Source organism: Streptomyces sp. NPDC085481, assembly GCF_044541845.1.
Lineage (GTDB): Bacteria > Actinomycetota > Actinomycetes > Streptomycetales > Streptomycetaceae > Streptomyces.
The window spans coordinates 77,805-99,231 of sequence record NZ_JBITTJ010000009.1 but is presented as its reverse complement, the minus strand read 5'-3'; the positions used below and the strand labels follow the sequence as shown (position 1 = coordinate 99,231).

The 21,427-nt window shown below is 72.3% G+C and carries 8 protein-coding genes; all 8 read right to left on the bottom strand.

The window, feature by feature from the left end; all coding sequences use genetic code 11:
• Nucleotides 1-6: 6 nt before the first annotated feature.
• From ACIGEZ_RS20250 to ACIGEZ_RS20215, 8 genes are read right to left on the bottom strand one after another with little or no spacing between them, the layout of a single operon-like run.
• On the bottom strand, nucleotides 7-1,602 hold the full coding sequence (locus ACIGEZ_RS20250) for a (2,3-dihydroxybenzoyl)adenylate synthase (RefSeq protein WP_399832900.1): 1,596 nt from the start codon (nucleotides 1,600-1,602) through the stop codon (nucleotides 7-9).
• A 2-nt stretch (nucleotides 1,603-1,604) separates the two neighbouring features.
• On the bottom strand, nucleotides 1,605-2,921 hold the full coding sequence (locus tag ACIGEZ_RS20245) for a salicylate synthase (RefSeq protein ID WP_399832898.1): 1,317 nt from the start codon (nucleotides 2,919-2,921) through the stop codon (nucleotides 1,605-1,607).
• A gap of 21 nt (nucleotides 2,922-2,942) precedes the next feature.
• Nucleotides 2,943-8,375 carry an amino acid adenylation domain-containing protein gene (locus tag ACIGEZ_RS20240; protein WP_399832896.1) on the bottom strand — a complete coding sequence of 1,811 codons (5,433 nt, stop codon included), beginning with the start codon at nucleotides 8,373-8,375 and terminating at the stop codon, nucleotides 2,943-2,945.
• Nucleotides 8,372-9,769, bottom strand: a complete 1,398-nt coding sequence (locus ACIGEZ_RS20235; RefSeq protein WP_399832894.1) for an FAD-binding oxidoreductase — start codon at nucleotides 9,767-9,769, stop codon at nucleotides 8,372-8,374. The genes ACIGEZ_RS20240 and ACIGEZ_RS20235 overlap by 4 nt, the downstream gene beginning before the upstream one ends.
• A 3-nt stretch (nucleotides 9,770-9,772) precedes the next feature.
• Nucleotides 9,773-10,477, bottom strand: coding sequence for a VOC family protein (locus tag ACIGEZ_RS20230; RefSeq protein ID WP_399832892.1), 705 nt, complete (start codon nucleotides 10,475-10,477; stop codon nucleotides 9,773-9,775).
• A gap of 20 nt (nucleotides 10,478-10,497) precedes the next feature.
• Nucleotides 10,498-12,708: a Gfo/Idh/MocA family oxidoreductase gene (locus ACIGEZ_RS20225; RefSeq protein ID WP_399832890.1), complete on the bottom strand. Its 2,211-nt coding sequence runs from the start codon at nucleotides 12,706-12,708 to the stop codon at nucleotides 10,498-10,500.
• Complete coding sequence (locus ACIGEZ_RS20220; RefSeq protein ID WP_399832888.1) at nucleotides 12,705-13,805, bottom strand: saccharopine dehydrogenase NADP-binding domain-containing protein; 1,101 nt, start codon at nucleotides 13,803-13,805, stop codon at nucleotides 12,705-12,707. The genes ACIGEZ_RS20225 and ACIGEZ_RS20220 overlap by 4 nt, the downstream gene beginning before the upstream one ends.
• A complete protein-coding gene (locus tag ACIGEZ_RS20215) occupies nucleotides 13,802-21,358 on the bottom strand; it encodes an amino acid adenylation domain-containing protein (RefSeq protein ID WP_399832887.1) in 7,557 nt (2,518 codons plus the stop codon). The genes ACIGEZ_RS20220 and ACIGEZ_RS20215 overlap by 4 nt, the downstream gene beginning before the upstream one ends.
• Nucleotides 21,359-21,427 lie beyond the last annotated feature (69 nt).

The following is a 21,427-nucleotide window of genomic DNA, read 5'->3' as shown; positions in this document are numbered from 1 at the left end:
GGGAACTCATGTGCTCACCTGCCGGATGAGAGCGGCCTTGTCTACCTTGCCGAGGGCCGTGCGCGGGAAAGACGCCAACACCCGGACTTCATCGGGGAGTTTGAAGGCGGCGAGGCCGCGTTCCCCGAGATGGGCGATCAGGCCGGCGCGGCTGGGCGGCGTGCCGCGGGGGACGACGCAGGCGCAGGAGCGCTCCCCCAGCCGCGTGTCCGGCAGCCCGACCAGGGCCACGTCGAGGACGGCCGGATGAGCGAGCAGATGGTTCTCCACCTCCTCGACCGGGACCTTCTCCCCGCCGCGGTTGATGACGTCCTTGATGCGGCCCTCCACGACGAGGTGCCCGCTCGGCAGGCGCCGTACGAGATCGCCGCTGCGGTAGAAGCCGTCCTCGGTGAAGGCCCTGGCGTTGTGGTCGTCGGCGCGGTAGTAGCCGCGCAGTGTGTACGGGCCGCGGACCAGCAGCTCGCCCACCTCGCCGTCCGGTACCTCGTGGTATCCGGTGTCGACGATGCGGAGCTCGTCGTCCTCGGACAGCGGGCGGCCCTGGGTGTCGAGGACGAGGCCGTCGGGATCGTCGAGGCGTGTATAGCAGAGCAGTCCCTCGGCCATGCCGAACACCTGTTGGAGGCGGCAGCCCAGCTCGGGGCCGATCCGCCGGGCGGCCTCGGCCTTGAGCCGGGAGCCGCCGACTTGCAGTAGCTCCAGGCTGCCGAGATCGTCATCGGCCCACTCCGCCGCCTCCAGCCACAACAGGGCGAGGGAGGGCACGAGGGCGGTGACCGTAACGCGTTCGCGGGCGATCAGCGGGAAGGCCGTGTCCGGGCTCGGATGGGGGCACATCACGACGGTGCCGCCCGCGTGGAGCGTGCCGAGCAGTCCGGGGCAGGCGAGGGGGAAGTTGTGGGCGACCGGAAGCGCCGCCAGGTAACGGGTGCCGGAGGACAGGCCGGTCACGGCCGCGCTGGCGGCGGCGTTGTAGAGGTAGTCGTCGTGGGTGCGTGGGATGAGTTTCGGCGCGCCGGTCGTGCCGCCGGACAGGAGCAGCAGCGCCACGTCGGACGGGTCGGGCTCCGGCAGCGGGCGCGGCTCGGCTGACAGCGATGCCAAGGCGGTGAACTCCTGAGGATCGCCGGCGACCAGGACATGACGCAGGGCCGGCGCCTTCTGCCCTACGGCGCGGGCCAGCGGGCGGTGGTCGAAGCCCAGGTGGGTGTCGGGGATGACGTACGCCACCGCCCCGGACAAGGCCAGCAGGTGTCCGATCTCCGCCTCGCGGTGGGCGGGCAGCGCCATGACGGGAACGGCGCCGAGCCTGAACAGGGCGAAGGACAGCTCAAGGAACTCCGCGATGTTCGGCAGGTGGACGAGCACGCGATCACCGGGTGCGAGTCCGAGGCCGTGCAGTCCGGCCGCCAGCTGGTCGGCGCGCTCATCGAGGTCGCGGTACGTCCAGCGTCGGTCGCCATCGACGACGGCGATCGCTTCGGGGGTGGCCGCGGCGCGCTGCCGCAGCAGCGAGCCGAGCGTACGGCCGCTCCAGTGACCGCGTTCGCGGTAGCGGTCGGCGAACTCCTTCGGCCACGGAGTGAATCCGTCCAGCATGCTCAGCCCTCCTGCGGGACGACGTAGGGGGCGACGCTGCGGAGTTTCTCGCAGGTCTCCTCGTACTCGCGGGCCGGTCGGGAGGCCCCGACGATGCCCGCGCCCGCGCGCAGCCAGGCCCGGTCGCCGCGCTGGTAGACCGCGCGCAGTACCAGGGCCGCGTCCAGGGATCCGTCGCTGCCGGCGCGGAGCACCGCGCCTGCGTAGAGTCCGCGCGGCTCCTCCTCCAGCTCGTGGATCAGCTGGTACGCGGCCTGTTTGGGGATGCCGGACGCGGTCACCGGAGGGAAGACCGCGCCGAGTGCGTCCCAGGCGGTGCGGCCCTCGGCGAGGTCGGTGGTGACGCGGGAGGCGAGGTGCTGGACGCTGCCGCGCGCTTTGACGGTGAGGAACTCGCCCACGTGGGTGCTGTGCGGGACGCCCACGGAGGTCAGCTCCTCCACCGCGAGCTGCACGGAGGTGGCGTGCTCGTAGACCTCCTTGGGGTCACGGCGGAGTTCCGCGCGCAGGGCGGCGTCCCTGTCCGGATCGCCGGTCAGGGCGCGGGTGCCGGCGAGCGGCTGGGTGACGGCGGTGCCGTCGCCGGACGCCTCGATGACGGTCTCGGGGCTGAAGCCGGCGGCCTGTGTCCCGCCCAGGTCGAGCAGGAAGGAGCGGGCGGGGGTGTTGGCGATGCGGCCGGTCACGTAAGTGGCGGGCATGTCGACGGTGAAGGGCACGGGGACGGTGCGCGAGAGGATGACCTTGTCGAGCCTGCCGCGGCCGATCTCGGTCACGGCGTGGGTGACGTGGCCGTGGTACGGGCCGTGGGGCGCGTGGACGTCGACGGGCTTCGGGGACCGTGGTGTCGCGTACGCCGGGGCCTCGGCCAGGGTCTTGCGGAGGCGGTCGGGCAGGTCGGGGTCGACGGTGCGGACCTCGACGCCGTGCTCGGTGACGGTCAACTCCGTGCCGGGCACGATGAGATGGGCCAGCAGGTCCTCCTCCTGCCCGGCCCGGTTCCCGCTCGCGAGTTCGAACGACAGCCAGCCGTAGGCGTTCCAGCCGTCGACGGGGGTCCTGTCGAGGGCGGAACGTATCGGCTCCCAGGGTGTGCCCGACCAGGCGAGCTGGTGCTGGAGTCGGGGTGCGGTGAAGCGCGTACGTACGGTGTGGGCGTCGACGCGTATCTCGCCGATCGGGTTGCCCGCCACGTACCAGTGGCGGTCGTGCTCGTAGACGACGTACTCGGTGATCAGTCCGGAGCCGACGAGGTGGGCGACGGCGGCGAGGGGGTCGAACGGTCCGTCGATGTGTGTGTGGTGGTACTGCTCGGCCATGGCGCGGTCTCCTGGGTGTGGTCAGCGGCTGTGCGGCGCGCGCAGCGGGGCGGCCACGAGGTCGGCGACATGGGCGACGTTCGGCTCCTCGATGCAGCTGAAGTGGTTGCCGTCGATGCCGGTGACGGGAAGGTCGCCGATGCACACGTCACGCCAGAAGGCGAGCGTCGTGTCGTCCATGCCCGGCGCGAAGCCGGAGGCGCCGCGCGGCAGCAGGAAGCGGATGTCGCCCGCGTACGGGGGCGGGGTGAAACGGGCCGACAGGAAGCTCTGCCGGAAGACCCGGAACATCGCGGCGACCATCTCCGGCGGCATCTCCTCGCCGCTCGACTCGGTGGCCGTGCGGGCGTACGCGGCGAACCGCTCCTCGCGCGTGTGCGAGCCGAGCCTGCGGAAGAATTCCCCGGCCCGGTCGAGATCAGGATCCCCGCCGACCTCGGCGAGCGCACCGAGCGGGACCTTTCCCCCGTTCTGCTCGATGACGTGCATGAAGCCGCGGACGACCGTGTCCGCGTCGATGTCGCCGAATCCGGTGCTGTCGAGCGAGATGTGCAGGTTGGGAACGAACAGAACCTCGATCATCAGGTCGTCCTCGACGTCGACCACGACCGGATGGCTGCTGATCAGGGTCAGGTCCTCGACGTTCACGCCGCGTTCGTCGAGGCGCCGGGCGACCTCGGTGGCGTACAGGCCGCCCAGGCAGTAGCCGATGAGCTGGACACGGTCGTGCCCCTCGGCGATGAGCCGCTCGGCGTAGTCGTCGGCGGCGCGCTCGATGACGGTGGCCGGATCCTGGGAGAGGTAGCGCTCGGTGTCGTCGATGACGATGCCGAGGACCGGGCCGAGATCCTGCTCGACGAGGCGGGCGGCGAGCGGCCGGTAGCAGTCCATGGTGCCGAGTCCGGCGTGGAACATCACGCGCAGGGGGCCTTCCCCGGTGGTGCTGAAGGACATCAGGGCGGCGTTGCTGCCGGTGGCGGCGCGGCGGAGGGCGGGCTGGGCTCCGGTCTCTCCGCTGGTGCGCAGGAAGGCCGCGAGGTCGGCGAGCGTGGGGTGATTGAGCAGTTGGCGCAGCAGCGTGTCGAAGGGGATGCCGGCCGCCTCGGGGACCTCCTCGCGCAGGCGGCCGGCCATCCTGGCCATGATCAGGGAGTCGGCTCCGTGGTCGTAGAAGCTGTCGGTGCGGCCGACGCGTCCGCTGGGCAGCGCGTCCGCCCACAAGGTGGCGAGGCGGGATTCGAAGGCGTCGGCCGGCGCCTGTGCGGACTGCTCGGGTGCGGTGTCGGTGAAGGTGGGCCGCCAGCCCTGGAGCGCGCGCCGGTCGACCTTGCCGTTGCCGGTCAGCGGAAGGGCGTCGACGATCTGGAGGTGCGACGGGATCATGTGGGCGGGCAGACGGTCGCGCAGGTGCGCGGCCAGGTCCGCCTCGGTGACGTACGCCCGGTCGGTCTTCATCCGCGCGGCGTACAGATGGACGCCCTGCGGAGCGAGTGCGTGAGCGTCGTCGGGCAGGCACAGGACCTGCTCCGCGCCGGCCTGGGCCAGCAGGTCCAGCCAGCGTTCGCGGTCGAGGTACGACGGGCCGCCAAGGGCCCGTTCGTCCTCCGGCTCAGTCATCATGAACGCCTGGGAGGCCAGGATCCACGGGTGTTCGCGGGTGGGTTCCGTGAGGATCAACCAGCCGCGTGGAGCGACGAGTTCCACCAGCCTGGCGAGGGATGCCCTGATGTCGCGGGCGTTCTCCAGCACTCCGGCTGCGAGTACGACGTCGTACGCGTTCGGGGCGAGCCCCTGGGCTCGGTGGTCGCTGTCGACGTCGAAGAGGCCGAAGCGTATCTCCGGGCGGTCACGGTCGCCGAAGCGACGCCTGGCCTCGGGCAGGAAGAAGCCCGCCACATCGGTGAAGTGGTAGATGCCGTACCGGTCCGCCAGCGCCGCCAGGGCGTCCTCGGTCGTGCCTCCGGTGCCGGCACCTGCTTCGAGGACGCGCAGCGGGCTGTCGGCGGGGTGCTCGGCGGCGATGTGCTCGAGGACGCCGGCGACGGCCCGGTTCAGATAGCGGGCGGTGGCGTTGCGGCGGTAGAGCGCGTGCGCGGTGTCGAAGTCGCCCTCGGGGAAGAGGAGTTCGACCGGGTCCTGGCGGCCGGTCAGCAGTTCCGGCAGTCGGTCGGCGTGGTTCTTCACGTACGCCAGGAAGTCACGGGAAGCGACGTCGTCGCTCCAGGCCGCCTCGGCTTCCTTCCACAGCGCGTTCACGGTGCGGTCGTCGACCTGGCCGGTGCCCCGCTCGTCGAGGACGGCGAGCCAGCGCCGTACGAGCCAGTGGTGGCGCTGCTCGATCCCCGCATCCCGCACCTCCCTGTCGCCGGCGGCCGGGAACAGGCCCAACTCCCCCAACGTGCGGGCCATGGACGCCAGCACGGCCGCGTCGAAGGCGTCGACGTGGGTGGACACGCGGTCACGGCCCACTCCGGGGACGGCGGCGTCGGCGGCCCCCCGCACCGCGGGTGCCAGGGTGGCGGCCCCTTCGGCGGAACGCTCGGCAGGCGCGGCCTCGACGGCCCCGAGGAGCGCCCGTTCCTCGCCCGTACCGTCGACGACGACGGCCGCTGCGGACACGGCCGGGTGCTCCAGCAGCGCGGCCTCGATCTCGCCGAGCTCGATGCGGTACCCGCGCAGCTTGACCTGGGTGTCTTCGCGGCCGAGGAACTCGATCTCGCCACCGGGCAGATAGCGGCCCAGGTCGCCGGTGCGGTACAGGCGCTGACCATCGCGGGGATGGGTGACGAACCGGTGGGCGGTGGTCTCCGGGTCTCCCAGGTAGCCCTGGGCGAGTCCGTGACCGCTGATGTACAGCTCGCCGGCCACCCACACCGGGCAGTCCCGCAGCTCCGCGTCCAGCACCCGGAATCCCTGGTTGGCGAGGGGCAGGCCGTACGGGATGCTGCGACTGCCCGCGTAACTGCCCTTGCAGCGGTGGTAGTTGGACCAGATGGCCGCCTCGGTGGCGCCGCCGAGCGCGACGACGTCCAGGTCCGGCAGGTGCCCGGCCAGTGTGCCGGGCAGGGTGACGGGGATCCAGTCGCCGGACAGCAGGGCCAGTCGCAGTGCGGACAGGTCGAGGTCCGGCTCGGTCTCCAGGTAGGTCGCGAGCATCTGCATCAGGGCCGGTACGGAGTTCCAGACGGTGATGCCGTGTGCGGCGATCAGGCCGGCCCAGTGGGAGGGGTCGGTGCGCCGCTGCGGGTCGGGCAGGACGAGGGCGCCGCCGGCCGACAGCGGGCCGAAGATGTCGTACACGGACAGGTCGAAGCCGAGACCCGCCAGGCCCAGGACGCGGTCGTCCGCGGTGATGCCGAAGCGGCGGTTGATGTCCGTGATCGTGTTGAGCGCGGCTCGGTGGCTGATCACGACGCCCTTGGGACGGCCGGTGGAGCCCGAGGTGTAGATGACGTACGCGGGTACGTCGGGGTCGCCGTCGGGCGGGGTTTCGGCTGCCTGACGCGGCACTAGCGTGTCCACGGCGGCGACCCGACAGCCCTCGGGCCAGTCGGCGTCCAGCCACGACTGGGTGAGGATGTGCCGGACGTCCGCGTCGGCGAGCAGGGCGGCACGGCGCAGCGCCGGCTGCGCGGTGTCGACCGGAAGGTAGACACCACCGGCGAGCAGGGTGCCCAGGACCGCGACGACCTGCTCGGGTCCCTTGTCCATGACGATCGCCACCCGCTCACCGGGGGCGCAGCCCGCGTCCCTGAGTCGCTCGGCCACGGTCGTGGCGCGGGTGGCGAGTTCGCGGTAACTCAGCACCGAGGAGGGGCCGATCACGGCCGGCCGGTCAGGGGTGCGGACGGCCTGGTCGAGCACGCGGTGGTGGAGGAGGCCGTCGGGCAGGTCGGTGGAGGTGTCGTTGGCCCGGCGGCGTTCCTCTGCCTGCCACGCTGGCAGCGCCACGACGTCAGCGGTGTCCCAGAGTCCGTCGGAGTCGGCGAGGCCGCGTATCAGCGTGTCGAAGGCGTCGAACATGTCGTCCACGAGACCGTCGGGGAAGACCCCGTCGCGGACGTCCCAGTTGACCTGAAGGCCCTCCGCGTCGTCCATGGCCTGGCAGTCGATGAACACCTGCGGGGTCTGGGTGATGCCGAAGCCGTCCAGACGGCCCTCGGCCCGCTTGCCGGTGCCGGCGTCGCCGAGCCCGATGGCGCTGGTGAACACGACCGGCATGAGGGCGGCATCCCGGCCGCGCCTGCGGGCGAGCTCGCGCAGCACCTCGACGCCGGAGTACAGGCGGTGGTCGAGGTCGTCGAAGAGCTGACCGGCGAGGGTGCGCGTCTGCTCGGCGAAGGGCGCGCCGTTCGCCGCCTCGACGGCGAGGAGGTTGACGGTGGTGAAGTCGCCGACGACGCGGTCGATCTGCTCGTGCAGCGGCAGCCTGTTGAGCACCGTCAGGTTGAGGCAGAAGCGCGGACCGTGGCTCCAGCGGCCGATCACCGCGGCGTAGGCGGCGAGGACGACGGAGGACGGGGTGAGGCCCCGGCGCCCGGCCCGGTCCTTCAGACGCTCCCAGGCGGCCCTGTCCAACTTCAGGTAGCGACGGCGGAAGCGGGGCTGCTGCCGTGCTCCGGCTTCGGTGAGCGGCAGGTCGGGGGCGGGCGGGAGCGTGTCGAGCCGCGCCGACCAGTAGTCCTTGTCGCGCTGGTGGGCCGGGGACTCCCGCAGGCCGCGTTCGGCGAGCAGGTAGTCCCGGAACTGCACGTCGAGAGGCGGGAGCTGGGCGGCCGGGTCGGCGTGCAGGGTCTCGAACTCGGCGAGCAGGAGCCAGATGCTGGCCCAGTCGGCGATCAGGAAGTCCATCGACAGGTGCAGGACGGCCCGGGCGTCGGTGCGGGTGACGCGTAGGTCGAACAGAGGCCAGCGGGTGCTGTCGTACACGCGATGGCCCATCTCCTCGCGTGCCCGCAGCAACGCGGCCTCCGCGTCCGCTCCCCGCGCGTCGGTCACGGCCACCGTGAGCCGCGGCACGGTCGGCAGGATCTGCTGGTGACCCGCGGGATCGATGACGGCGCGCAGCATGTCGTGGCGTTGGACGAGCCGGTTCCAGGCGTCCTCGGCGCGGGTCGGGTCCAGGTCGGGGTAGGTGACTTCGAGGTAGACGTGGCAGGCGACGCCGCCGTATTCGAAGACCTCGTTGCGGCCCAGCAGGTAGGCGGCCTGCACGTCGGTCAGCGGGAACGGCTCGTGGCGTGCCCCCGGGTCGGGTGTGAGCGTGGCGGGCCGCGCCTCGGCTCGCAGACACTCCAGTACGGCGGCCTTGTGGTCCTTGAGCGCCTGAAGCTGCCCGGCGCTCAGGGTCCCCTTCGGGGCGCGGTAGCGCAGGGTGCCGTCTTCGTCCCACAGCTGTACGCCCGCCTGCCGCAGGTGTGCGATCAGCGCGGCCGGGGTGGATGCGATGGTCATCGGTCGGTCTCCTTGGCCCCGGCCGCGAGCGGCGGGATGTTGGCGTTGAAGCGGAAGAGGTTGTCCGGGTCCCAGACGTCCTTCAGGCCGGCCAGCCGCGCGTAGGTGGCGTCTCCGTACGCGGCGCGCACCCACTGCGGCTCCGGGTCGGGCAGCAGATTGACGTAAGGGCCATCGGCGACGTCCTGGAGTGCCTGCCAGCCGGTACGGGCCGGCTCCAGGTGCTCGCCGGAGTCGGCGGTGCCGTACCACTGGGCGCAGATCTCCACGAACCACTGGGCGCCGCGGTGCGTGAACGCGGTCGGTCCGGCCGGAGCCCGGGAAATGGCGCCCCCGAGCGCCCCCAGCACGACGGAGAAGTTCGGTCCCGCGGACTCCCAGTGGCCGAGGATCCCGTCGAGCGTGGCGTCGGTCAGTTCGGTGAGGAGCTCGCCGCGGTTGTAGACGTGCTGACGGGCGAAGTCGGGCGGGGACGGCAGGAGTCGCTGGTAGGCGGCGTACGGCAGCTCGGTGACGCCGTCGGCGATCGGGCGGGCGGCGCCGTACCGCAGGGGTGCCAGCACCTCGTCGGCCTGCTCGGGAGGCCCGAACCAGCTCGGGATGAGAACGGCGCACCGCTCGAAGTGCAGGTGCTCGGGCACGAACGGCAGCGGCGGCGCGGTCCAGGCGACGGCGACGAGTGAGGCAGCGTCGGGTGCCCTGGCCAGCCAGTCCCGGGCCGTGCGCAGGGCTGTGCGCGTCTGGGAGGCGGGATGGACGAGAGCTCCGGCGACGACGCCCCTGACAGGGTGCAGCCGGAAGCCGAAACGGGTGACGACGCCGTAGTTGCCGCCGCCTCCGCGCAGCGCCCAGAACAGATCCGGGTGATGTTCGGCGTCCGCCCTGAGGTGTCTTCCGTCGGCGGTCACCAGCTCGAAGAACGTGACGTTGTCGCTGGTGAGCCCGTACTGGCGGGACAGGTCGCCGACGCCGCCGCCGAGAGTGTGGCCGGCGATGCCGACGTCGGTGTTGCGCGGGCCGGGCACGGCGAGCCCGAACTCCTGGGTGGCGGCGTCGAATTCGCCCCAGGTCAGGCCGGGCTCCGCGACAGCGGTGCGGGACAGGGGATCGACGTCGAGGCGTTTCATCGCTCCGAGGTCGAGGACGATGCCGTCGTCACAGGTGCCCCAGCCGGCCACGTTGGCTCCGCCGCCGCGGACGGCGACCGGCAGACCGGAGGTGCGTGCGTGGGCGAGGACGGCGATCACGTCGTCGACGTCGGCGCAGCGGGCGATCAGGGCGGGCCGGCGGTCGACGCGGGCGTTGCGGACACGGCGGGCGCGGTCGTAGCCGGGGGTGCCCGGCGTGAGGATCCGGCCGCGGAATCCCGGGAGGGTCACGGCAGCAGTTGTCACCGGTCACTCCTTCCGAGCGGGCGAGGTGAGGACCGCGCCGTGCAGCCGGGACGGGTCCAACGGACGTGTGAGCCCGTCGAGTTCGGCCGCGATGACGCCCGTACGCTCGGCCCCCTCCACGGCGAGCAGACCGTCCCCGCGCACATGGGCGGTGAGCGCGTCGAAGGCGGCGCGGTCATGGTCCGCCACACCCATGCGCACGCGCGTGATACGCCGTGCGCCGTTCGGGTGGTGCACGGCGGCGGGGCGCTGCGGCGGGTCGTAGGCGGAGACGACGAACGGCAGCCCGGCCGGGCGGGCGGCGAGGAACTGGTAGCGCACGCGGTCGCCGTCCGGCCGGGTGCGGCGGCCTTTCATGACGCGCGAGACGCGGACTTGGCCGGCGCGCAGCGCCGAATGAACGCCGGCCAGCTCCGTGTCGTCGGTCTCCAGCGCCAGGTCCCGCCAGCCCTCGCCCGGGCAGGCCCAGCGCACCAGCCGCTCTCCGGCCGCCACACCGTTGACGGCACTCATGGGCCACTTCAACAGACGGAAGAAAGGCGGCAGTTGGAAGAACTCGATGAAGGGCCCCTCCTCGAACCACACCAGCGCGTTGTGGGCGCGTTCGGGCGCGCTCCCCCACTCGATGGTGAAGCCGAGCTCTGTGTAGTCCCGTACGACCGACCGGACGTCGTCGACCTTGCACAGGACGTGGCTGCATCTCAGCACGGTGTTCTCCCCCGACGTGATCAGTTGATACGGGCCGCGAACAGCCGCTGTCCCAGCGGTGCCAGCGGATGGTCCTCGTCCGGCGCGGTGACGACATCTCCGACTCCGGCCCCCGCCAGGACGTCGAGCCACTGCCGACGGGAGAGGAACGTGGTGTCGGAAGTCCGTCGGGCGTCTTCGGAGGCGGTCATCATGAACGCCTGGGAGGCGAGGATCTCCAGGTGTTCGCGGGTCGGTTCGGTGATGAACAGATGGCCGCCCGGGGCGAGCAGTCCGACGAGTGACCGCACTGTCGCGTCGGTGTCGCGCGCGTTGTTCAGGACGCCGGCGGCGATGACGACGTCCGCGCTGCCGGGCTCGAGCCCCTGGGCTACCGGGTCCTTGTCGATGTCGCACAGGCCGTGGCGGATCCAGCGGTGCCCGGCGTGGCGCTCCTTGGCCGTGGTGACGAAGAACTGCGAGACGTCGGTGAACAGGTAGTCGACCGGCGGCCTGCCGGGTCCGTTCTCCGTGAGGGCCTGGGCGACGGCCTCCGTGGTTGCTCCGGTCCCCGCCCCGACCTCGACGATCCGCAGCGGGCGGGCGGCGTCGCGCACCGCGGCCAGGGAGTGTACGGCACTGGCCACGGCGGTGTTGAGGTACCGGGCGGTGATGGTGTCCCGGTACACGGCGTCCGCCACCTCGGTGCGGCCCTCGGGGAAGAGCAGCAGCGCCGCCTGCTGCTCGCCGGTCATCAACTGGGGCAACCGCTCGGCGTTGCGTCGCAGGTAGGTGACGAACTCGGGTGTGCCGAGGCCGCGTTGCCAGGCGGCGGCGGCCGTGTCCCAGGCCCGGCCCACCGTGGCGGGATCCACGGGCGAGGCGCCGCGGAATCCGTCTCCGTCCCGCTCGATCACCTTGCGGTCGGCGAGGATCCGCAGCCAGCGCCGGATCAGCGTGTGGTATGGCGGCGCCACGCGGGCGGAGGCCAGTACCTCTTCGGCGGTCTGTGTACGCCCGGGGTCACTCAGTGCGTCGGAGTGCTGCAGCGCGGCGAGCATCGAGGCGAGCACCGCCTCGTCGAGCTGCCGTACGAAGTCGTCGGCCAGGCGGGGATCGACCGTACCGGCGCGGCGGTCGGCCGCGGTCGTGGCGTACCGCACGAGTTCACGCAGGTCGGATCCCGCGCTGGTCAACTCCTCCGTGCGGAGTGGCTGATGGGACTGCCCGGGTCGTAGCGTCGGATAGCCCAGCTCCTTCGTCAGGTCCTGCCACATGCGGCACAGCGTCAGGTGGTACTGGTCGGGCCGCTCGGCATCCGGGTCGCCGAGGATCGCGGCGCGTGCCGCCTTGAGGTCCGCGCCGATGGCGGCCGGCCACTGCTCGCGCAGCAGGTGCCGGTAGTCGGGCGGACCGGCTGCGCCCAGCGGGGACGTGCTCGGCTCGTCCAGGTGCTCGGTGCCGGGAGCATCGAAGTCGAAGCGGTTCCTGACCGGTTCCGGGATGTGCAGGCGCGGGCTCCACAGCACCGGGCCGTGCGGATCGGTCAGGGTGAGGCTGCCTCCGGGGGTACCGAGGGTGACGCGGTGCAGGAGATGCAGGTGGTTGTCGGGGTCGTCGGGGTCGACCTGGTTGTGCACGCGGAGTGTGAGCGGTGCGCCGGCGATCGTGCCGGTGAGGACCGCGAAGGGACCGCCGTTGTCGATGGAAGCAGCCTTCACCTGCCAGGGCCGTAGACCGCCGAGTGCCTCTCCCAGGATGTGCAGCAGGGGGAAGGCGACCTGCGAGGCGCATGCGGCATCGACGTATGCCACGGGTTGCCGGGCGAGGGCCGTACGGGCGGCCTCGGTGAAGCGCCGGACCTCCGGCAGCCGCACGTACAGATCGCCGAGCCGGTACCGCACGCCGTTCCTGCGCGACTCGCGCAGGCAGGCGACCAGGTCGTCGTGGTGCACGGGCTGCTCCTGCACGACGTGGACGCCGCGCCGCAGCAGCCGTAGCGCCAGGTCGGTGCCGACACCGCCCAGGACTCCGGAGCGGACGACGACGCAGGCGAGGTCCACGTCGTCGGGCAGCTGGTCGACGTCGGTGTACAGCGGTACCCGGTGCCGCGCGGCACACGCCACGGACCGCTCGCTGCCCGCGGCCAGCACACCGACGATCTCGAAGTCGGCGGGCATGCCGGCCAGGGCGGCCAGGTAGAACTGCCCGAACGTGGTCCCGCACACCACTGTCTTCAGCCGCGTGTTCACAGTGCGCCTTCCTCGATCGTGGCGAGTTCCGAGATCGCCGTGTCGTGCACGGTCACGTCGCACAGCCCGGGCTCGGCGCGCAGGCGCGCGACGGCGGACCTCGGGTCGAGTGCGGTGTCGGCGCGGTGGGTGCCGCGCGGCACCTCGCCGCGCAGGGCCGCCAGTGCGGCCACGGCTGTGACGGCGCCGGTGAGTCGTGAGATGCCCGGCGCCCGCAGGATCGCCGTGCGTGTCACGGTCCGGCCCGCGCGGGTGCCGTCGAGCTGCGCGAGGAGTGTGACGTACGTGCTGCGGCCGGCGGTGTCCAGCGCGGCGGCCCGGCACAGGGCGGCCACGGCGTCGGCCCGGTCGAGGGAGCGGGCCGCGTCGAGCGCGGCGGCCAGGTGTTCGCCGTCGACCGCCGTGAACCAGTTCCCGTGGGTGAGCGACAGGTCGCGGGCCAGCCGCTCCCCTTCCGCATCCAGGTACGGGAGGGTCACCACTTCCCTTGCGAAGTGGGGCAGTTGCTGCCCGGTCAGCCTCTGCAGAGCGCCCCCGCGCCGGGCACCGTTCCGCCAGGCGGCAAGGGGTTCGGTCGTGCCGTCGAGCACCCCGTCGAGGTAGTCGTGCGCGCCGGTCTCGGTGAAGCGGTCCAGCACTCCCGCATACGCGGTGAGTCCGTGCACCGAGTCGAAGTGTTCGGCTGCCAGCCAGCGGGGCAGCAGCCCCGAAAGACCGGGCAGCGCCCCGGCGTCGTACAGCGCGGTGCGTTCCCCGACGGCCGTCCGCACGCGGTCCAGTCGCCCGCCGCCTCCGGCGTCGACCATGTCGGCTCCCGCCATCAGCGCGGCGAACGTGACCCGCTCCGAGGTGCGGTGCGAGGGGCCCGCACAGTGCACGACGAGGTCGCAGCCTCGGACGAACGCGGCGAGCGAGGCCGCGTCGTCGACGTCCACGGCGGTCGCCTCCGCCTCCGTACCGGCCAGGTGGGCGGCGACGAACCGCTTGGCCCGTACGTCGTCGCGGCCGCCGATCAGCAGGGGCCCGGCCCCCCACCGGGCCAGCAGCCGCGCCGCATGGCCGCCGACGGCGCCGTATCCCCCGAGTACGCCGATCACAGCGCGCCCTCCTCGGTCTCCGCGCTCTGTGCCGACTCCTGGGCGAGGGCGTGCGCGACCCGCTCCGGTGTCGGCCCCGCGAACAGCCTCCGTAGCGGCAGCTGCACCCCGAACCGCTGCTCCGCCAGCGTCAGGAAGCGGGTCGCGAGGAGGCTGTCGCCGCCGAGTACGAAGAAGCTCTGCCGGCGGCCCACGGCCGACACGCCCAGCAGGTCCGCCCACATGGTCGCCACGGCCTGCTCCAGCTCGCCCTGCGGTGGCTCGTCCGGGTCCTCGTCCCGCCCCGCCGCGGCGAGCGCGGCGACAGAGGCGCGGTCGACCTTGCCGTTGGCGCCGAGTGGCAGCCACGGCAGCACGGTGATCTGCTCCGGCACCATATGCGCGGGCAGCCTGGCCGCCGCGTGGTCGCGCAGTGCGGCCGGATCGAGGTCGACGGCGTCCTGGGGCCTGCGGGCCGTCAGTATCTCGACGAAGGAGTCTGCGAGCGGCTGATGCGCAACCCCGCAGAATCCGGCACCGGCCAGCAGCTCGGCCCAGCGCGCCGGAGGCAGAATCGGCGTGCCCGCGGTGCACCGCTCGCGGTCGAAGTGCGCGTATCCGCCGTCCAACAGGGCGGCTGTGAGCAGGGCGACCGGTGTGAGTTCGGACCGTTCGACGGCCAGCAGGACGCCACCGCGTCGGGCAAGGAGCCCGGCCAGGGCGGGCCCGTGGGACGGGTCCTGGCTGCGGTGCAGTGCCTGGTCGGCCACGACGGCGTCGAAGCGGTGCCGCAGGTCATCGGGGACGACGATGCCGTGCTGCCGCCGGCAGGTGACCTTGTGTGGCGAGGCCGCGAGTCGGCGCTCGGCCGCCTCGACGAGGGCCGGATCACTGTCGAGCAGCGTGTAGCGCAGCTTCCCGGGGGCGATCCTGCCCAGGAGGCGTTCGGCGCCGCTGCCGTCCCCACCGCCGAGTTCCACGAGCTCTATGGGCCCGTCTGCCTCGGTGGCCAACTTGTCGATCCGGCGGGCGAGTTCGTCCATCGCGCGCTCGCTGCCGGGGTCGGCGGCGGCGAGTCGCGCCGGAGCGAGCACGTCGTCCTCGAGCAGCACGGTGGCGGGGAGGCGCCCGGCGAGGATGTCCCGGAAGTCGCCGAGGCGTTCGGTCAGGCGCTGACGCGCGCGGGTGATCAGAACTCCGTAGGCGTCCTGTGCGCCCTCCGCCTCGGCGTCTCCCAGCCGGGGTCCCACGGCGTACGTTCCCCCGTCCTCCACGAGAACCTTGCGTTCGGCGAGCCAGCGCAGCCACAGCCGCAGAACCGGCAGGTGCTCCTCGGCGACCTCCAGAAGGGCTGCCCACTGTGCGGGAGCGAGACCTGAGGGCTGCCCGGCACATGCGTGCAGGTCCAGAAGGCGAGTCAGGAAGGACTCCGCCGCCGCGCTCTCCACCCGACGGGCACGCTCACGGAACTCCCGTGTCGAGCCCCCCGGTTGCGCGTCGGGCACACTCCCCTGTGCGGAGCCGGGGGCCGGAACGACCGCGGCGGCCAACCGGCGTGCCGCGCCCTCCCCGGTCACCGTGACGACGGCACGCCCCACGCCGGGCGCGTCCTGCAATGCCGCCTCGACTTCGCCGAGTTCGATGCGGTGACCGCGGATCTTGACCTGGTGGTCGGCACGGCCGAGGAACTCCAGGGTGCCGTCTGGCCAGTAGCGTCCGAGGTCGCCGGTCCGGTACCAGCGGTCCGCTCCCTCGGCGACGAACTGCCTCGCCGTCAGCTCGGGCGCCCCGCGATAGCCCCGGGCCACCCCCGCACCACCGATCCACAGCTCGCCGGGGACCCAGTCGGGGCAGTCGCGGCCGTGGGCGTCGACGACGCGGAAGCGCTGGCCGCGGAGCGGACGCCCGTACGGGATCGAGTGCCATTCCGGGTCGACCGCCTCGACCTCGCAGGCGTTGGACCAGATCGCGGCCTCCGTCGCACCGCCGAGCGCGACGAACCGGCACCACGGGCACTGTTCGGCGAGCCGGCCGGGCAGGTCGAGGCCCACCCAGTCGCCGGAGACGAGCACGAGCCGCAGCGGGTCGGGCGGCTGGGCGCCCTCGGCGACGGTGAGCAGCATGTCGAGCAGGGCGGGGACGGTGTTCCACAGCGTCACCTGATGGCGGCGCACAAGGTCGAGCCAGCGTCGCGCGTCGCGCCGGTCCTCCTCCTCGATGAGGACGAGCGCGCCCCCGGCCGACAGCGGCCCGAAGATGTCGTACACGGACAGGTCGAAGTCCAGCGCGGACACCGCGAGCACCCGGTCCGACTCCGTCACGCCGTAGCGCTCGTTGATGTCGGTGACGGTGTTGGCGGCGGCCTGGTGGGTGATCTCGACGCCCTTGGGGTCGCCGGTGGACCCGGAAGTGAAGATGACGTACGCGAGTGCGTCGCCGGGTACGTCGACGGGGGCGGCGGCCACGTCCGTCGAGGGCGCCGCGTCGACCGGCACCGCCTGGACTCCCTCGGTCGGGGCCGTCTCCGCCTCGCCGACGACCAGGCGTACGCCCGCGAGGCGGTGGATGCGCTCGCGCCTCGCCCGCGGCTGGTCGACGCCGACCGGCACGTACGCGGCCCCGGCGGCCAGCACGCCGAGCACGGCCACGATCTGGTCCGGGCCCTTGGGCAGGCAGACGGCGACCGTCTCGCCCCGCCGTACCCCGCGCTCTGCGAGCACGGTCGCGAGTCGCAGGGCTCGGTCGGCGAGTTGGCCGTAGGTCATCCGTTCGGTCCGTTCGCCGTCGTCGCGGACGAGAGCGGTGCGGTGCGGCTGGTCGGCGGCGCGGCGGAAGAAGTCGCGGTGGAGCAGGCCGGGCACGCCGGCGCCGGTCGCGTTGACGGTCGCACGGGTGGCGCGCTGCGGGGCGGGCAGCAGATCGGGGGCGGGTACGGTCCAGCCGGGGCCCGTGGCCAGCCAGTCCACCAGTTGGAGATAGGCGTCGAACATCGCGTCGACGCAGCCCTCGGGAAAGAGTTCCTCGACGACGTCCCAGTTGAGGCGGACACCGTCGCCGTCCTCGGTGACCTGGTGGTCGAGCCACACCTGCGGGGTCTGCGAGACGCCCCACACCTGCCGGTCGAAGGGCGCGCGCGGAGTCTCGCCGCCCACCCCCAACGCACTGGTGAAGACGACGGGCATGGTCAACTCGGGCTCGCCGCTGCGACGGGCCAGTTCACGTAGCACCCAGACGGCGGAGACCTCCCGGTGGTCGAGGGAGCGCCAGAGTTCCTCCTGAACGCGGCGGGCCCGCGACAGCCAGTTGTCCCCGGCCTGCGGGCGGGACGAGACGAGCATCAGTGAGGTGAAGTCACCAAGGACATGGCCGATGTCGGGATGTACGTCACGGCGGTCGAACAGGGTGAGGTTCAGGGTGAGTTCCGGACGGGTACTCCACCGGCCGAGCACCTCGGCGAAGGCGGTGAGCAGCACACCGGAGGGGGTGAGTCCGTGGTCACGGGCCCTTTCGGTGAGGGCCTGCCAGCGATCCGGTGCGATGCGGGCCTCGCGGCGGGTGAAGTGAGGGCGCTCGACGGTGGACGGGTCCTTGGCCAGCGGCAGCGCCGGGGCCTGAGGCAGCTGTGGCAGCAGTTCGGTCCAGTAGTCGCGGGCCGAGGCGATGGCTTCCGGGTGGGGGGCGGTGGAGCAGATGTAGTCGCGGAACGACACGTCCACGGACGGGAGTTCGGCGTCGGGATCGTCGTACAGCGCGGCGAGTTCGGCGTAGAAGACGAGGATGCTCAGCGCGTCGAGGACGATGTTGTCGATGCCGATGCCCAGTCGTGTACGACCTCCCACGCGCACCCCGCGTACGGCGAACAGCGGCCAGACGGCGGGATCGAACACCTGGTGCGAGGCGGTCTCACGCAGTTCGGCGAAGGCGGCCTCGGCATCGGGGCCCGCATCGGTGATCTCGGCGGTGAACCGCGGCACCTCGGCCAGGATTCGCTGCTCGCCGCTGTCGTCAACGACGGCACGCAGCATCTCGTGGCGCTCGACGAGCCGGTTGAGGGCCGCTTCCAGCCGTCCTGCGTCCAGATCCTCGACGTCGTACTCGCGGTAGAAGTGGCAGCCGATGCCGCCCAGCGTGAAGTCCTCGCCGCGCCCGATCCAGTAGGCACGCTGCACGTCGGTGAGCGGGAACGGTTCGTGGCGGTGCTCGGGGGCGGCGGTCACCGCCCGCTCGGTGCGGCCCGTCCCGTCAGGGCGCAGCCGTGCGGCGAACCCGGCGAGCACGGGGTGCGTGAAGAGGTCGGCGAGGCGTACTTCTCCCCATCCCCCGGTACGCAGCCGTGCGACGAGGCGGGTGGCCAGCAGCGAATCGCCGCCCAGGGCGAAGAAGTCGTCCTCGCGTCCGATGTCACCGACGCCGAGGATAGCCGACCATGCTTCGGCGATCCGTCGTTCGCGCTCGTCGCGGGGCGGTGTGACGGCCCGGGTGGTTGCGGCGCCGCATTCCGCCACCCGCCGCGCGATCGCCTTCCGGTCGATCTTCCCGTTGGGGGTGAGCGGCAACTCGGCCAGGACGACGACGCGTTCCGGCACCATCGCCGCCGGCAGTCGCTCTGCGGCCCAGGCACGCAACTGCGCGGGATCGGCGACACCAGTGACGGCGGCGCCAAGACGCCGGTCCTCGCCGACGACCGCCACGGCCTTCTCCACCCCGGGCAGCGCGGCCAACGCGGCCTCGATCTCGCCGAGTTCGATGCGGTGCCCGCGTACCTTGACCTGATGGTCGGCACGGCCGAGAAACTCCAGGCCGCCGTCTTGCCAGTAGCGGGCACGGTCGCCGGTGCGGTACCAGCGCACCCCGTCCACCTCGGTGAACCTCTCGGCCGTGCGGACCGGATCACCCCGGTAACCGCACGCCACTCCGGCTCCGCCGATCCACAGCTCGCCGGGCACGAAGTCCGGGCAGTCGCGGCCGAGCGGATCGACGACACGGCACCGGACGCCCCGCAGCGGTGTCCCGTACGGCACCGACACCCACTCGGCGGGCACCTCGCCCACCTCGCAGACGGTGGAGTGGATGGCGGTCTCGGTAGTGCCGCCGAGCGCCACGAAGCGGCAGTCCGGTGCGACCGTCCGCACGCGGCCGGGCAGGTCGAGCGGCACCCAGTCGCCGCCGAGCAACGCGAGCCTCACCGTGGGCAGTCCGCTGCTGCCCGCCGCTGTGACCAGCATGTCGAGAAGAGCCGGTACGCAGTTGACGACAGTCACGCCATGGGTGCGGACCAGATGCGCCCAGACGGTGGCATCCCTGCGAGCGGGTTCCTCGACGCAGACAAGTGCGCCGCCGGCCGCGAGGGTGCCGAAGACGTCGTACACCGACAGGTCGAAGTCCAGCGCGGACAGGGCCAGGGTCCGGTCGGCGGACCCGATACCGAAACGATCACTGAGGTCCGCGACCGTGTTGACGGCGGCCGCGTGCGTCACCTCGACGCCCTTGGGCTCTCCGGTGGAGCCCGAGGTGTAGATCACGTATGCGAGGTCGGCCGGGCTGCCGGGGAGGGGTGCGGGAAGGGGCTGGGTGCTGTCCGGCACGGTGATGTCGTCGAGTACGAGGCGTATGCGGGCCGCGGTGTGGATGCGCTCGCGACGGGCAGCGGGCTGGTCGATGCCGAGGGGGAGGTAGGCGGCGCCCGCGGCCAGGAGACCGAGCACCGCGGTGATCTGGTCGGGGCCCTTGGGCAGGGTGACGGCCACCAGATCACCTGGGCCGACGCCGCGGGTCCGCAGGTGACCTGCCACCTCAAGGGCGCGCGAGGAGAGTTCGCCGTAGGTGAGTGACTCACCACTGCCCCACAGCAGCGCGGGCGAGTCGGGATCGATCGCCGCCCGCGCGAAGAATCCGTCGTGCAGGCGCACGTCGTCCGGCCACCACTCCGTGTCGTTGACCACTGCCCGCACTTGCGCCTGCGCGTCGGGCAGCATCGACGGCACAGGCTCGGCCCACGCCGCCGGGTCGTGCAGCAGCCGGTCGAGCAGACCGCCGTAGGCGGCGAACATGGCATCCAGAACGCCCGGCGCGAATGCGTCCTCGCGGGCGTCCCAGTTCACGAGCAGCCCGCCGCCCATCTCCGTGACCTGCGCGTCGAGCCAGACCTGCGGTCCCTGCGAGATGATCCAGGACGCCTCGCCGAAGCTGTCCCGCACCTCCTGCGCGAACAGTTCGCCCAGGCCCAGAGCGCTGGTGTAGACGACGGGCGCGAGCATGCGTTCGCCGTGCAGCCGGGAGGCGTCGCGCAGCACCTCGACACCCGAGTACCCGGCGTGCGCCACATCCTGGTGAAAGCGCTCCTGCAGGCGGGCGGCGCGTTCGGCGAAGGTACCGGGGGTCCTTCCGTGCCAGGCCAGCAGTACGGACGCGGTGAAGTCGCCGACGAGTGCGGCCACGTCGTCGTGCAGCGGCTCGCGGTCGAACAGCGGAAGGTTGAGCAGGAAGTCGGGATCCGCGCTGAACGCCTGCAGCGTCTCGGCGAACACCGCCGCGAGCGCCATGGCGGGGGTCAGACCGTGCCGGCGTGCGGCCTGCTCGAAGCGCCGGGTGCGCTCGGCATCGAGGTGCAGATGACGTCGTACGACGGTGACGGCCTCGGCGTCCCCTGCGGCGACCGGGAGTCGGGGTGCGGCGGGCAGATCCGGCAGCCGTTCCTGCCAGTACGCGCGGTGGGCCTCCAGCGCGGCCTTGCGGGCCGTCGACTCGCGGGCGGCGCGGCGTTCGGCGAGGTAGCGGGGGAAGCTGTAGCCGAGCTCGGCCGGGGGTGTCGCGGGGTCGGCGTAGGCGCGGGCGAGGTCGGCGAGCAGCACCCGCAGGCTGAGCGCGTCGGCGGCGACCATGTCGAGGTTGACGTGCAGCCGCGTGCCGCCCGACCGCAGGGTGTCGGGCAGCAGCGACAGCTGCACGTCGAGGACCTCCGCGGCCGTGATGTCCAGGTGGCGGTGCGAGAGGTCGCGACGCAGGCCGGCGAGGCGCTGCTCGGCGTCCGGGGCGGAGAGGTCCCGGAGGTCGTGCACGAGCAGTCCGGGCCAGGGACTCTCGGGCAGGATGCGCTGGCGCCCGTCGTCGAGGACGCACACGCGCAGCATGCCGTGCCGCGCGAGGACGGCTCGTACCGCGGCCTCCAGACGCGACGGGTCCACGTCCCGGCCGTCGAACTCGTGGTAGAAGTGCGCTGCCACACCGCCGAGTTGCTGCCCATCCGCCCGCCCCACCCAGTAGGCGTGCTGCATGAGAGCGAGCTCGAAGGGCTCCGTCTCGTCCACGTGAGCCGTCGCGGAAGCCGGGCCCTCGGTACGCCGCTCGGCGACGATTCGCCGCCAGGCCGCGAGTGTCGGCTCGGCGATGAGATCCGCGAATCCGATGTCGAGGCCGGCGCGCCGACATCGCCCGGCCAGTCGCATCATCGCCAGTGAGTCCAGCCCGAGGTTGATGAGGTGGACGTTGTCGTCGATCTCCTCGGAGCGCAGTCCCAGAAGTTCGCCGACTGCTCCCGGCAGATCCATGCCCTCGTCCGTGCGTTCCTGTGCCACCTGAATGCATCCCCCTCGCGTCACGGTCCGTTCCGGCCAAGACCCAAGCTAATGGAAACGATTTTCATT